The 13490-nt window shown below is 69.7% G+C and carries 15 protein-coding genes; 8 read left to right on the top strand and 7 right to left on the bottom strand.

Annotation, left to right across the window (positions count from 1 at the left end; translation table 11 throughout):
- Positions 1–111: 111 nt before the first annotated feature.
- The 3 genes from NL114_RS03930 (at position 112) to NL114_RS03920 (ending at position 2374) form a co-directional block, all read left to right on the top strand.
- Complete coding sequence (locus NL114_RS03930) at positions 112–1122, top strand: NOG1 family protein (RefSeq protein ID WP_254823493.1); 1011 nt, start codon at positions 112–114, stop codon at positions 1120–1122.
- Between the two features lie 80 nt (positions 1123–1202).
- Positions 1203–1634: a DUF7555 family protein gene (locus NL114_RS03925; protein WP_254823492.1), complete on the top strand. Its 432-nt coding sequence runs from the start codon at positions 1203–1205 to the stop codon at positions 1632–1634.
- A 158-nt stretch (positions 1635–1792) separates the two neighbouring features.
- Positions 1793–2374: a DUF7529 family protein gene (locus tag NL114_RS03920; protein ID WP_254823491.1), complete on the top strand. Its 582-nt coding sequence runs from the start codon at positions 1793–1795 to the stop codon at positions 2372–2374.
- Positions 2375–2376: 2 nt separating this feature from the next.
- On the opposite strand, the gene NL114_RS03915 is transcribed toward NL114_RS03920, so the two are convergent.
- The gene (locus NL114_RS03915; protein ID WP_254823490.1) at positions 2377–2817 is read right to left on the bottom strand and encodes a DUF7988 family protein; all 441 of its coding nucleotides are present in this window, start codon (positions 2815–2817) and stop codon (positions 2377–2379) included.
- A 1-nt stretch (position 2818) separates the two neighbouring features.
- Positions 2819–4057 carry an MBL fold metallo-hydrolase gene (locus NL114_RS03910; RefSeq protein WP_254823489.1) on the bottom strand — a complete coding sequence of 413 codons (1239 nt, stop codon included), beginning with the start codon at positions 4055–4057 and terminating at the stop codon, positions 2819–2821.
- 90 nt (positions 4058–4147) lie between these two features.
- On the opposite strand from NL114_RS03910, the gene NL114_RS03905 reads away from it, so the two are divergent.
- Positions 4148–4780, top strand: a complete 633-nt coding sequence (locus tag NL114_RS03905; protein WP_254823488.1) for a transcription antitermination protein — start codon at positions 4148–4150, stop codon at positions 4778–4780.
- Here NL114_RS03905 and NL114_RS03900 read toward each other — a convergent pair whose 3' ends face one another.
- The 4 genes from NL114_RS03900 to NL114_RS03880 all read right to left on the bottom strand — a co-directional run bounded on the left by NL114_RS03900 (position 4781) and on the right by NL114_RS03880 (position 6875).
- Positions 4781–5170, bottom strand: coding sequence for a DUF8159 domain-containing protein (locus NL114_RS03900; protein WP_254823487.1), 390 nt, complete (start codon positions 5168–5170; stop codon positions 4781–4783). It lies immediately after the preceding gene.
- Positions 5171–5245: 75 nt separating this feature from the next.
- Entirely contained in the window at positions 5246–5707 is a 462-nt protein-coding gene (locus NL114_RS03895; protein ID WP_254823486.1) for an acyl-CoA thioesterase, read from the bottom strand.
- A gap of 30 nt (positions 5708–5737) precedes the next feature.
- Entirely contained in the window at positions 5738–6331 is a 594-nt protein-coding gene (locus tag NL114_RS21595) for a DUF5810 domain-containing protein (RefSeq protein WP_286671097.1), read from the bottom strand.
- 55 nt (positions 6332–6386) lie between these two features.
- A complete protein-coding gene (locus NL114_RS03880; RefSeq protein WP_254823485.1) occupies positions 6387–6875 on the bottom strand; it encodes a GNAT family N-acetyltransferase in 489 nt (162 codons plus the stop codon).
- A 387-nt stretch (positions 6876–7262) separates the two neighbouring features.
- Between NL114_RS03880 and NL114_RS03875 the strand changes: the two genes are divergently transcribed.
- On the top strand, positions 7263–8093 hold the full coding sequence (locus NL114_RS03875; protein ID WP_254823484.1) for a J domain-containing protein: 831 nt from the start codon (positions 7263–7265) through the stop codon (positions 8091–8093).
- 181 nt (positions 8094–8274) lie between these two features.
- On the opposite strand, the gene NL114_RS03870 is transcribed toward NL114_RS03875, so the two are convergent.
- Positions 8275–10254 carry an aconitate hydratase gene (locus NL114_RS03870; protein WP_254823483.1) on the bottom strand — a complete coding sequence of 660 codons (1980 nt, stop codon included), beginning with the start codon at positions 10252–10254 and terminating at the stop codon, positions 8275–8277.
- A 219-nt stretch (positions 10255–10473) separates the two neighbouring features.
- On the opposite strand from NL114_RS03870, the gene NL114_RS03865 reads away from it, so the two are divergent.
- The 3 genes from NL114_RS03865 to NL114_RS03855 all read left to right on the top strand — a co-directional run bounded on the left by NL114_RS03865 (position 10474) and on the right by NL114_RS03855 (position 13094).
- Positions 10474–11133 carry an HVO_0476 family zinc finger protein gene (locus tag NL114_RS03865; protein WP_254823482.1) on the top strand — a complete coding sequence of 220 codons (660 nt, stop codon included), beginning with the start codon at positions 10474–10476 and terminating at the stop codon, positions 11131–11133.
- A 6-nt stretch (positions 11134–11139) separates the two neighbouring features.
- Entirely contained in the window at positions 11140–11775 is a 636-nt protein-coding gene (locus NL114_RS03860) for a protein-L-isoaspartate(D-aspartate) O-methyltransferase (protein ID WP_286671096.1), read from the top strand.
- 527 nt (positions 11776–12302) lie between these two features.
- Complete coding sequence (locus tag NL114_RS03855; protein ID WP_254823481.1) at positions 12303–13094, top strand: CAP domain-containing protein; 792 nt, start codon at positions 12303–12305, stop codon at positions 13092–13094.
- Positions 13095–13490 lie beyond the last annotated feature (396 nt).

Below are 13490 nucleotides of genomic sequence, written 5' to 3'. Positions count from 1 at the left end.
TTGAAACATCATATTCTAAACATCGCGATAAAGCAGATATTGGTCCTTCTGCCCATCATCCCGGAACGAACGCCCTTATCCCCCCCGACGGACAAGTCCCCTCAACCAGCCATGCCCGCATTCGAATCCCTGCAGACCGTTCCTCGCTCGGAGGAACTCGTGGACAAGGCGTTCTCCCGAGCGGCGCGTGCGGGCCGCGCGAAGCAAGGCGTCGAGGCCCAGGAGTCGATGCTCATCACGGCCTCGAACATCCTGAGCGACAACCTGGAGAACGTCGTCACCAACTGGCCGGATTTCGACACCGTCGACCCGTTCTACCGTGAACTGGCCGACGCCGTCTGCCGGGACACCGAGGGTGTCCCCGGCGTGGACGCGCTCCGGCAGAACCTCTCGGAGGTCGGCTGGGCGAGCCGGCAGATCAGCGAACTCCGGAGCGACTACCAGGGGCGCATCCGCCGCGCGGACTCCGACACCGCGCGCAAGGTCCGCAAGCAGGCGTTCGCGCGGTTCGCCGACATCTGTGAGGAGGTCGAGGACGACCTGCTCGCGCTTGGCGAGGCACGCGAGGCGCTGAAGACCCTGCCCGACATCCGCGCGGACGAACCCGCCATCGTCGTCGCGGGCTACCCGAACGTCGGCAAGTCCTCGTTCGTCAACCACGTCACGAACGCCAGCAACGAGACCGCGAGCTACCCGTTCACGACGACGCAGATTCGCGTGGGCCACGTCGAGCGTGACCACATCCGCTACCAGCTCGTGGACACGCCCGGCCTGCTGGACCAGCCGGCCGACGAGCGTAACGCCATCGAGTCACAGGCCGTGAGCGCCCTGACCCACCTCGCCGACGCCGTCCTGTTCATGGTGGACGCGAGCGGGGACTGTGGCTACCCCATCGAGGCCCAGCTCGAACTCCGGGACGAACTGGAGGAGCGGTTCGCCGTCACGGCCGACGCGGACGACGAGCCCGTTCCCGTCCTCACGGTCTGCAACAAGAGCGACCGCTCGCGCGACGTGGACGCGGACGCGTACATGAGCGTCACCGAGGGCGAGAACGTCGACGGGGTGCTCGACCTCGTCGTCGACGCGGTCGGCTACGAGCCGGAGCTCCCGTTCGACGAGTAGCCCCCGCGACGCGTCGGCTCGTGCGGCCACGCGCGGTCCGGCCCGTAAGAGTCAATCCGGCGGCTCGGCTACCTCGGCGTGTGACCGAGTCGCTCCGGCTGAAGCTGGCCGATGCCCTCCTCTACGCCGTCGTGCTGACCGCGGTCTGGGCCGCCGTCTTCCTGCCGCCGAGCCTGCTGCTCGGCGGCGACCTCGTCGGGGTGAAGTGGGGGCTGTTCCTGGTCGGGCTGCTGGCGCTCGGCACCGGGTCGTTCAAGCTCCGGCCCGGGAAGCGCTGGCGTGCCGAGGACGACGGCCTGGTCTCCGGCAGCGACGGGCTCATCTCGGACAGTCGTGGGCAGTCGCAGGTCCAGCGGCTCGTCGACCGCCTCCCCCCGTTCCGCGGCTCGCCGCTGGCCGACGACCAGCGCTTCTCCGATGGTCTGAAGCTCCTGTTCGGCGCCGTCTGTATGCTGCTGACCTCGTTCCTGCTGGAGGCCGTGCTCGGCGTCGGCGTGCCGACGGTCGGGTGAGGCGCCGACGAACGGATGCCGACGAACGGATCCACGACGACCGGATGCCAAGGAACGGGCGCCGACGAACGGATGCCGGCGAACGGGTGTCGAGGGGTCGTTGCGGCCGTTTCGCGAAGCCGACAGGTATAGGCACGCGGGCAGGCAACCCGTGGGACATGACCGACGCGGGAGAGCAGTCGGACGACATCGACCCCGCCGAACAGCTGGCCGCGAACGCCGAGGTGCATACCAGCGCGTGGGGGGAGACCATCGAGGAGATGCAGGCCCGCGCCACGGAGTACGAGGCGGACGGCTGGGAGACCCACCATGTCGCGACGCTGGACACGTCGACGGCGTCGGCCGATGAGGCACAGGCTGCCCGCGGCGACTACGGCTGGGGTATCCTCCACACCATCCCCGACAACTACGTCGAGGAGTTCGCGGACGCCGTCGACCGCGGCGAGTTCCCCGAGTACGACGTCTTCCGCCGCCTCGTCGACGGCCGCGTCTTCCACCTTCTGGTCCTCCGGGACCCCGACGAGCGCATCGCGCTGTTCGTCGCCGGCAACTACCTCCTCCAGCGGGCCGAGGGCTGTATCGCCACTGCCAAGCGCGAGGGATACGTCCAGACCTGGCTCATGGGGACCGACGGAACCGTCGCCGGGACCTTCCGCCACGAGGCCCCCGAGAAGTTCTTCCCCCGCTGGGACGACTTCGCGGCGTACTTCGGCCGCGACGAGGACGCGGAAGACGCCTGAGGCTACCGGCCACGAACCGCGACGGCGACTATCTCCTCGGCCGACTCTCCGCTCCGGACGTACCGTGCCGGCGAGCCCCCGCCACCTCGCTTGAGGGCGAACACGCGGAGCGTCACAACCAGCCGCCCACCGTCCAGCGTCGCGCGCAGCACGGGTCCGACGCTGGTGACGACGACGTACGGCGGCGCGGCCACGGGCTCGGCCTGTAGCCGCCCGCCGGTGGCGGCCACGCACTCGCGGAGCACCGTCGGGAACTCCGCCAGCACGCCGGCCCGCTCCAGCGTCGCACGGAGCGGTTCCACCACGGCACCCCGGTCGGTAGTCGACGCGTCCGTCCAGCCCGCAGCCACGGCGTCCGCACAGTCCCGGACCGTCACGACGAGCTCCCGGCGCTCGCCCAGCAAGTGTGCCCGGACCGCCGCCGCGTCCAGTCCGTCCGGCACGTCAGTCGGCGGTCGCGGCGCAGTTGTTCGGCCCGAGTTCGAGTTCGAACGCCGCCTCCGCGTCGGCCGTCTCGCGCCCGAGGTTGACCGCGATGATGGTCTCGTGGTTCGCGGGGCGGGGCGGCATCGCCGCGAGGACGCGCTCGACGAACGTCTCGCGGTCGACGGCGAGGAGGTCGAGTGACTCCCGCAGGTCGCCGAGGCGCGCGGTCACGCGACCGTCCTCGACCTCGTCCTCGCTGGCGTAGTGGCCGGGTGCGATGAGCGTGCCGTCGTCGAACGCGTCGAACCGCCCGGTCAGGGTCTCGTGGAGGGTCGCCGCGAACGCCTCGATGTCCTCGTCACCGGCCTCCAGATCCGGCCGCGCGACGCTGTGCGTGAACAGCGAGTCGCCCGTCAGGAGGAGGTCCCCGACGCGGTAGGCGAGCATCTCGGTGGTGTGGCCCGGCGCGGCGACGGCCTCGAGTGTGGTGTCTCCCACGTCGAGCGTCTCGCCCGCATCGAGGAGCGTCGCATCCCACGCCAACCCGCGGTCCGTGGCCCCCGCCGGGAGGACCGCGGCCGCGTCGGTCGCGTCGGCCACGGCCCGGACGCCGCTGACGTGGTCGGCGTGGACGTGCGTGTCGACGGCGGCGACGAGGTCGGCCCCGTGCTCGCGCGCGTCGGCCGCGTACCGCTCTGCGAACGCGCGCAGCGGATCCACGACGACGGCCTCGTCGCCTGCGACCACGAGGTACGCGAGACAGCCACTGGAGGGCCGGCGGTACTGGAGAACGGTCACGCCCTCGGGCGTGGTCCCGGCCGGGAGCTCCGCGGCCTCGTACAGCCGCGCCCACCCGTGCATGCCGCCGGCGAGGTTGTACGCCTCGTACCCTTCATCCGCGAGCAGGTCCGCGACCTCCGCGCTGGCCTCGCCGCGCGGACAGACCGCGACGAACGGGCCCTCGGGGTCGCCGTCGTCAACATCCGTGACGAGGTCGGCAACGCCGCCGGTCACGCGTGCGCTCACGAACTTCATGTACGGCACGTCCAGCCGCCGGGGGGCGTCGATGCGCCACTCGTCGATCTCCTCGCGGTTCCGGGTGTCCAGCAGGGTGAACTTGCGGCCCTCGTCGAGCCACGCCTGGAGGTCGGCGGGCGTGAGCGTGCCCGCCTCCTCCGGTTCCGGGGATCCGGCCACGGGGTCGCCCGCGGCCGGACTGGCCTCGGTGGCGGCTCCGGGGTCGGCGTCGTCGGTCATACGCTCGGGTAGGTCGCGCCCGGAGATAAGCGTGGGGCGGTGCCCGTGGCCGGGACTACACCTATGGCGTTCCCGGTCGACCGTCCGGCCATGAACGGCGAGGAACTCGTGGCGAACGTCCGGGCCGAGCGCGAGACCGAACTCGGCCGCCTCGGCTCCGAGAAGGCGGTGGTCGCGGCGACCGGGGCACAACTGGAGACGAGCCCGGTCCTGAGCGCGGCCGCCCGACTCCTCGACGGTGGGGCGGATACGCTGGCTGCGTGGACCGACGAGGTCGAGCACGAGGCCGCCCGCGCGGCGTTCACGGATGCGGGCGGCAGCCTCGCCGACCACCGGGACGCCATCCTCGGCATCGACGACGACGCGAGCGCGGACGGGGACGTACCGTACGTGGTCGACGAACTCCGAACCGCCGAGCGGACGCCCGAGCGCGTCGCTGCGGGGCTGGTCGCGCTCCCGCTCGTCGCCGACCGCCTCCTGCTCCAGGTCATCAATTTCCTCGTCAACGAGGGTGTCCGTTCGGGCGCCGACACCGTCCGCGAGGCCCGGAGCGACCTGCAGGCGATGCCCGAGGACGCGGCCGATCTGCTGGACGACGTGTGCGACGACGACGGGGACTGGGTGACCGCACAACAGGCCGCGACCGACGCTATCGGGACGGCGTACGACGAGTACGCCGAGCGGCTGGAGGAGATGGGGCTGGACCCGAAGCCCGTCTGCTGACTACCCCCGCGTCGCCTCCAGGTCCACCGTCGAGATGACCAGCGTCGAGAGGTCCGTCTCGGAGAGGTTGTCGTTCTCGAACGCGCGGAACCAGCCCTCGCGGGCCTCCCAGCGACCCTTCGGCTCGCGCTCCTCGGCCGGTTCGTCGACGTCGTACACCCAGACGGTAACGTCCGTCGCCGGCCAGCCGTCGGCGTGCGCGTCGAGCAGTTCCTGCAGGATGCTCCCCATCTCGTTTCGCGGCACACCCTCCTCGGGCGCGGCCGTCTCGTAGGCGACGTGGAACGTCCCCTCGGTGACGGTGTAGTCCGTGATGTAGACCCCGTCGGCCATCAGGTGCTCCTCGAGGTGCTCACCGAGGTCCTGATGCGGGTCCTCCGATTCGCTCATGGCGACCCCTTCGCACTCGGGGTGTTAATCGGTGTCGTCGGTCCGGTGCGTGCGCCCACGGGAGTGGGTGTGGCCTCACACCGGCTCTGGCGGCTCGTCCTGGAACGCCACGACCGCCTCCCGGAAGTCGTCGGGGACGCGGGTGGGGCCGTCCTCGCCGACGGCGACGTGGGTGATGGCGCCGCTGGCGACGACGCGGTCGTCGTCGGCCTGCCGGCAGACCCACTCGAAGTCGGCGCTCGAATCGCGAACCGCCGCGACGCGGAAGCCGTTGCGGAGTTCGTCGTCGAACTCGGCGAACGAGTGGTAGTCCAGTTCCGTGTGGACGACGTGGAAGTCGACGCCGCTCGCCTCGAACTCGTCGTACGGGAAGTCGATGGTCCGGAGGAACTCCGAGAACGTCTCGTCCTGGTAGGTGACGTACTCGCCGTAGAAGACGACGCCCTGCGCGTCCGTCTCGGCGTACCGGACGCGGTTCTCGTAGACGTAGTGGAAGCGGTCGTCGGCCGGGTCGTCGGGGATGGTGTCGGCGTCCATGCCGGCCCCGCGGGCGCGGGCGGGTTAATGCTACTCGTCGTCGGTCGCGTCTTCGGTCGTCCCGTCATCCCCGTCGCTGTGGACGGTTGGCTCCCCCTCGCCCTCCTCGCCCCCGTCGCCATCGTGCAGCTTCCGGGTCATCTCGCGAGCCTCCTCGATGATTGCCTCGTGCTCCTCGTCGTCGATCTCACCGCCCGGGACGGAGGCCGTCTCGACGTCCTCGGGGATACCGGACGGTCCGTGGTCGTGGCCGTGCTGGTGGTCGTGACTGTGCTGGTGGCCGTGGTCGTGACCGTCCTGCTCACTGTGGCCGTGGGCGTGCCCGTCGTCGAACAGCGCGCCCGAGCGCTCGGTCGGGTCATCCCGGCCAGGAGCGGTGCCGTCCTCCCCGGTGGTGTCCTCGAACACCTGCGGGTACTCGCGCTCCTCGAGGCGGTCCGTGTGGTCTGCCAGCGCCGACGAGAGCTCCGCCTCGTCGTACTCGTTCCACGCCGGGACGTGCTCGTCCAGCCAGTCGGCGTGGGCCTCGTCCCGGAGTATCGCGGTGAACGCGAGGTGGTTGGCGAGATGGCCGATGTCGGCCTGGGGGTCGTCACAGACCGGACAGGCGTAGCCCGTGCTCATGGCCGGGTGTAGTGGGTGCGGATACAAAACCCGGGCGGTGAGTGCGTGTGGTGACTCAGCTTCCGGGACGCACCATCACCAGCGCGTCCGTCCCGTCGTCGTAGTAGCCGGGGACGGTGTGGTGGTGGGTGAAGCCGAGGTCACGGTACAGCGAGAGGGCGGCCTCGTTCCCGTCCCGTACCTCCAGTTTGACGCGGGCGGCGCCGCGGCTGTCCATCACGGCGAGTCCCCGTTCCAGCAGACGCCGGCCGATACCCTGGCCGCGATGGTCCGGGTGGACGGCGATGTCCTTCACGTGGCCGATGGGGCTGCCGTGGTTCGGAACCGTATCGGCGACGATGTAGCCGGCGATGGTGCCCGGGTCGTCGTCGCCCTCGTCGCGGCACTCGGCCACCAGGAAGCCGGGCGTCCCGAGGAACCCCTCGAACGCCCCGTAGGGCCACGGCTGGGGGAACGAGGTCCGCTCGATGCGGAACACCTCCAGCAGGTCCGCGCGGGTGGCCTCGCGGACCACGAGCGTCCGACGCGGGGGGGTGGCCGTCACGGGCCGCTCTACTCCCCCCTGGAATTTAAGCCCTGTTGCCGGGTGTTCGAGGTCGATACGCTCGGTTCCGATGGGTCGGCCCCACTCGCGACGCCCGGGTCGCCGTCCGCCCGCTCGGCGTCAGCGACGATGGGTCCACGACGTCCACTCTCCCGGCGTGTCTGAGTCTGTACGCCGATGTCAGTTCGTGTCTTCTCGCCAACACTGGAGGACGTAGCTGTGGCCACAAGGTTCATACTCCTGCCGAGGTTACGCTCAGGTGCACCCGATCAGGGTGCATCCCCACCCCCCCACCCCGCTTTTACTACCCTCGAGCCACGGCCACTGCGACCTCATGCTCGGTGAATCACCGATAGCGTTTGGTTCCCCGAGTCCGTGAGACCAACAATGTCCGACCGGGGCGACGGTGTGGAGGACTACTACGCGGTGCTCGGTGTGTCCTCCGACGCCAGCGTCGCGGCCATCGAGGCCGCCTACCGCGACCGGGTCAAACAGACGCATCCGGACCTCAACGACGCCCCGAACGCGACCGAGCAGTTCCAGCGCGTCAAGCGGGCCGAGGAGGTCCTCACGGACCCCGAGGAGCGGGCCCGGTACGACCGACTCGGGCACGAACGATACGTCGGTGGTGGGGCCGATACCACCACGGCCGACGCCGGCGGCAACGCCGACGGCCGGTCCCGCCAGCGCCAGCGCGCCCGCTGGACCGCCGAGGGCTGGGCCGGCTCCAGCTCCGCTGGCGCGGCGGGTGCCGGGGCCGGTACGTCGACGGGGTCCGGCCCCCGGCAGACCGCCAACTCCGCTACACCACCCGGCGACGCCGGTCCCTCCACCGAGCCGATGGATATGGGTGACCGCATCACCATCGCGGCCCGGATGCTGGAGCGCTACCGGTTCGACCTCGCCCCGAAGACCGCCATCTTCGGGCTGGCGACGTTCTTCCTCTACCCGGTGTTCCTCGCCAGCAGCTTCACCCCGAAGTTCCCACTCGTGGTCAATCTCATCCTGCTGTGCTGTCTGCTCTGCACGGTCGGCTACCTGCTCGCGACCCCGGAGGTCGGTGTCCCCGTCTTCGGGGCGTGGTCGCTGTTCGGCCCCATCATCTTCATCTTCACCGACCAGCCGCTCCTCTCGTGGGCCGGGTTCTTCCTGGTCGCGGTGACGTTCGTCCCGCTCGGACTGAGCCTGGCGATCGTCGAGCTGTTGCGGATGGACTAGTTGTCGTCCTGCCTCATCCATCCACTCGCAGGTTGCCGATGATATGCGTGCCAGGGGCTATACTACCTGGCTCTTGTTCTCGGCCCACGCCGAGCCATCCGTGCGTCCTGCGTTGGGTGTGTGATTCGCGACGCTCTCCGGGCAGGCGCGAAAGAAAGGGGAACGTTCGTCGGGGGCTCGCTCAGTCGTCGGCGGGCGTCGCGCCGGAGTCGCCGCCCTTCGCCTGCTTTTTCGTGTGCGACAGCTTGCCACCGTCGGCGAGGATCTCGCGCTCGCGCTCGGAGGCGTCGAGGTTGGCGGTGAACTCCCACTCGCCGTCGTTGACGCTGACCGTGAACTCCTCCTCGCCGCCGCGGACGCCTGCCGCGACATCGTCGAGGATCTCCAGGTCGTCGCCCTGCTCGAGCTGCTCGTAGGTCTCCGCGTCGATGGTGAGCGGGATGAGGCCGAAGTTGAACAGGTTCGCCTTGTGGATGCGGGCGAAGCTCTGCGCGAAGACACCCTCGATGCCCAGATACATCGGGCAGAGGGCGGCGTGCTCACGCGAGGAGCCCTGACCGTAGTTCTCGCCGGCGACGAGGAAGCCGCCGTCGCTGTCGAGCGCACGCTGCGCGAACGTGTCGTCGACACGCGAGAGCGTGAACTCGGACAGCTTCGGAACGTTCGACCGGTACATCAGGATGTCCTGCGTGGCCGGGATGATGTGGTCGGTCGTGATGTTGTCCTCCATGTGGAGGAGGTTCGGCCCCTTCAGCTCGGAGTCCAGCTCGTCCTTCAGCGGGACGTCGCCGATGTTCGGGCCCTTGACGAGGCCGTCGTCGACGGCCTCGTCGGGCGCGATGAGGTCGGCCTTCGAGCCGTCGTACTTGTCGGGGAGCTCGACGCCCGGCGCCTCCAGGTCGCCGAGTTCGTCGGCGAGGTCACGCGGGTCGACGATCTCGCCCTTGAGGGCGGCCGCGGCCGCGACCTCCGGCGAGGAGAGGAAGACGGAGTCGTCCTCGATGCCGGAGCGGCCCTCGAAGTTGCGGTTGAACGTCCGCACGGAGACCGAATCCGACGCGGGGACGTGGCCGATGCCGATACAGGCACCACACGTCGCCTCGGAGAAGTTGACGCCGGCGGCCATCAGCTCCGCGGTCCAGCCCTGGCGGGCGAGGATCTCGGAGGCCTGCTTCGAACCGGGCGCGACGATCATCTCGGTCTTCTTGTCGATCTCGCGACCCTCCAGCATCTTCGCCGTCGGGAGGATGTCCTCGTAGCCACCGTTCGTACAGGAGCCGATGATGACCTGGTCGACGGACGTGCCGGCAGCCTCGCGGACCGGGACGACCTTGTCCGGCATCGAGGGCTCGGCGATGAGCGGCTCGATCTCGGACATGTCGACGACGATCTCGTCGTCGTACTCGGCGTCCTCGTCCGGGCCGATGTCGACGTACTCGTCGCCGCGACCCTGGCGCTCCAGGTAGTCCTTGGTCTCCTCGTCGGTCGGGAAGATGGAGGTGGTCGCGCCGAGCTCCGTGCCCAGGTTGGTGATGGTCGTCCGCTCCGGCACCGTGAGGTTCTCCACACCGGGTCCGGTGTACTCGAAGATCTTGCCGACGCCGCCCTTGACGGTGAGGCGACGCAGCATCTCCAGCGCCACGTCCTTGGCGGTGCTCCACTCGGGGAGCTCGCCCTCCAGCCGGACGTTGACGATCTCGGGCATCTCGATGTAGTACGGGCCGCCACCCATCGCGACGGCGACGTCGAGGCCGCCGGCACCGATGGCCAGCTCGCCGAGGCCACCGGGCGTCGGCGTGTGGGAGTCGGAGCCGAGCATCGTCTTGCCGGGCGCCGCGAAGTTCTCCTTGTGGACGTTGTGGCAGATACCGTTGCCCGGGCGCGAGAAGTGCGCGCCGAACGTGCCCGCCGCACTGCGGAGGAAGCGGTGGTCGTCCGTGTTCTTGAAGTCGAACTGGTAGGTCTGGTGGTCGCAGTACTGGGCCGCGATCTCCGTCTGGACCTCGTCGAGGTCAAGCGCCTCGAACTGCAGCCAGACGAGCGTCCCGGTCGTGTCCTGTGTGAGCACCTGGTCGATCTCGATCCCGATCTCCTCGCCGGTCTCGAGCTCCCCGTCCACGAGGTGGTCGGAGAGGATCTTCTCGGTAAGCGTCTGTCCCATTGTCGTCTGACGATGTGCGACCCTCGAATATAAATCCGGCGTGTCCGCCGCTTCTTGCGGGGTTTAGGCGGGCCTCAAGCGCCCGAAATCGGGGGTTTCGGTTCTCCGGACTCCTGCGCTGTGTGCCCCGATACCCCCGCTGCTGGCGGCGCGTGGTACCGTCACGCTCCCCGTCGCCGGGACCGCGGGCTTATACGCTCGGGCCGGCAAGCCGCCCGTATGAGCACGACTCGCGTTGCGGTCGCCTGTCCGTCCTGTTCGCCGGGGGACGAGACGGTCCACGAGGTGTTACACGAGAGCGGTCACGCCACCGTCCGCTGTACGGAGTGCGACCACGTCCACAAGACGGACCTCCCGAGCGAGCCCACCGTCGAGCGCCGGGTCATCGTCTCCCAGGAGGGGGATTCGTTCGATGCTCCCGTCGAGTTCGACCCGGACGAGACGCTGGCGGTCGACGACGAGTTCCTCGTCGAGACCGACGAGGCCATCCTCTCGGTCGCGGTGACGAGCCTCGAACTCGCCGGCGAGGACGAATCCCCGCGGACCGACGCCGCGCCCGTCGACGACGTGAAGACGGTCTGGACCCGCGTCGTCGGCAACGTCTCGGTCGACCTCACCCTCCACCCGAAGGACGGACGCCACGACTCGACGTACTCGACGACGGTCCGGGTGCCCGGCGACGAGGTGTTCACCGTGGGCGAGACCCAGGAGTACGGCGAGAACGAGTTCACCGTCGAGGGCATCTTCCTCCGGAGCGACGTGGAGCGCTACGGCCAGCAGAAACTCGATTACGCGGGCGACCAGGCGCCCGCCAAACACATCAAGCGGGTGTACGCCCGCGACGAGACCCGGAGTTCGAACGCCTGGTCCGGGTGGTGAGACCCGATGGCGGATGCGGACTATCGCGAGGCCCGCGAACGGATGGTCGAGGGCCTCGTCTCGGGCGGCCGCATCAGCGACGACGCCGTCGCCGAGGCGCTCCGTGCGGTCCCGCGCCACGAGTTCGTTCCCGAGGGGAAGCGCGACGCTGCGTACGCCGACCGCCCGCTCCCCATCGGCGACGGACAGACCATCTCCGCGCCGCACATGGTGGCCGTGATGGCCGAACTGCTCGATGTCGGTGCGGGCGACCGCGTCCTCGAGATCGGCACGGGCTGTGGCTACCACGCCGCCGTCACGGCCGAACTCGGCGCCGAGGTGTACAGCGTCGAGTTCGAGCCTCGGCTGGCCCGCGAGGCCCGCGAGCGCCTCGACCGACTCGGCTACGATATCCACGTGCGCGAGGGCGACGGCCACGAGGGCTGGCCCGAACACGCCCCCTACGACGCCGCGTATCTGACCTGCGCGGCGGACGCGTTCCCCGAGGCCGTCGTCGAGCAGGTCCGCCCCGGCGGGCGCCTGCTCGCGCCGCTCTCCGACGGGGTCGGGCAGACGCTCGTGGCGGCCACGCGCCGCGAGGACGGCTCGCTGGACCGCGAATCCCACGGCGGTGTCCGCTTCGTCGAGATGCGCGGTGGCTGACGTTCGGGCAGTTCCGCCGCCCGAGCGATGGAATTATCATTGGCGGGTGCTAGCCACCCACACGGGCAGTCGAGACACATCGTCTCTCCCCCCAACGGCTGCCCGTAACCTGCCCCTACCCGGTAGGGACCCGGTGCTCGGCACGCCGGGTTCGTGGTCCCCCTTTCGCGTGGCCGTGGCTCCCGACTTCGGGTACCGACAGGAACGGACCTCCCCAGAGGGGTGTAGCGTCGTGTGGGGCGACGCCTCCCCGACCGCGCGCGGCCTCGGATGCTACATGCGGGTCCCGGCGCCCGGTGTGGGGTCAGAGGCGGTCGGGTATCCCGCAATCCCACGTGAGTCCCGTTCGCTAATAAACGCGGGGGCCACTTGCCGGCCCACCTCGGACGCGTGGGACGTATGCCCGGGTGTGAGAGCGTCGGTCGCTTCCCAGCAGCCCTCGCTCTCGACGCTCCCCTCGATTCCCTCCCGGGCCCGGAACACCGCCGGCGCGTCGCTTTTCACGCGCCGTCACCTACACCCTCGGTATGGCCGACTGCGTCGTCTGTGGCCGGGAGACATCCGTCACGGCCGCCTGTCCGCACTGCGGCCAGCCGGTCTGTGCGGCTCACCGGTCGACCGACGCACACGACTGCCCCGGCCTCGACGCCGAGCGGACGCGCGGCTGGATCATCGACCTCGACGGGCCGCAGCCGAAACCCACCGACCGCGAGGACGGTATCGCAGCGGGTACTGCCCGTGAGGACGGTATCGCAGCGGGCACCGCCCGCGAGGACCCGGACTGGGTCGACCTGCTGACCCCCTCCCGGAGCGGCGCGTACATGGCCGTCGCCAGCGTCCTCGTCCTCCTCGTCGCCGCGCTGCTGGTCGTCTTCGCGGCGCCGGGCCCCGGCGCGGCGGCCGGCGACGGCCTCAACGAGACCCGTGTCGAACGGCTCGTCGCCCAGGAGGTCAACGACCGCCGGGCTGCGAACGGCCTCGGCGCCCTCGACTACGACACCGACCTGGCCGAGGTGGCCGCCTACCACTCCCGGGACATGCACGAGCGCGACTACTTCGCCCACGAGGGCCCCGACGGGGAGACGGTCCGCGACCGCTACGCCCGCTTCGGCATCGACTGCAACGGCGGCGAGAACATCTACCTCACCCATGGCGGCGGGCTGGCCGCGACCGAGCGGACGCTGGCCGAGCACGTCGTCCGCGAGTGGATGAACTCCGAGGGCCACCGCGAGGCCATCCTGAAGGAGCGCTTCACCCGGCAGGGCATCGGCATCGTCATCGTCGACGGGTCGGTGTACGCCACGCAGAACTTCTGTTAAATCCGTTTAATCTGCTTAATACTATTAGAATAGAAATATTGACACTTTCGAAGTTTTATCTGTGGTCCTGTCGTCTATCTTGGTCGGGCGGCTTACGAAGCCCTCGCGCTCTGTGGGGCCGGGCCTCGCTGCGCGCCTCGCCTTCCGTCAGAGCAAGCTCTGCCGACCTTCGCCTCGCTTCGCCTCGCTTCGCTCGGCTCAGCTTCGAGTCCACCAGGGACCGCCATTGGTCAGTCGGTAGCCGTGGGCCTCACGCCTCCCCATCCGCCTGCAGTGCTCACTCGCTCCGCTCGTTGCGCGCTCGCCCCTCGCACGCAGTGCGGCGGCCGGCTCTCCGGGCACGGCCGCCAGCGCGCGCCCGTTCGACTGACGGGAGGAGCGACCTGCCACAGTCCA

It is taken from the genome of Haloglomus halophilum, from assembly GCF_024298885.1.
Taxonomy (GTDB): Archaea; Halobacteriota; Halobacteria; order Halobacteriales; family Haloarculaceae; genus Haloglomus; species Haloglomus halophilum.
The sequence above is the reverse complement of the archived record's forward strand: the minus strand, read 5'-3'. Positions and strand labels throughout refer to the sequence as shown.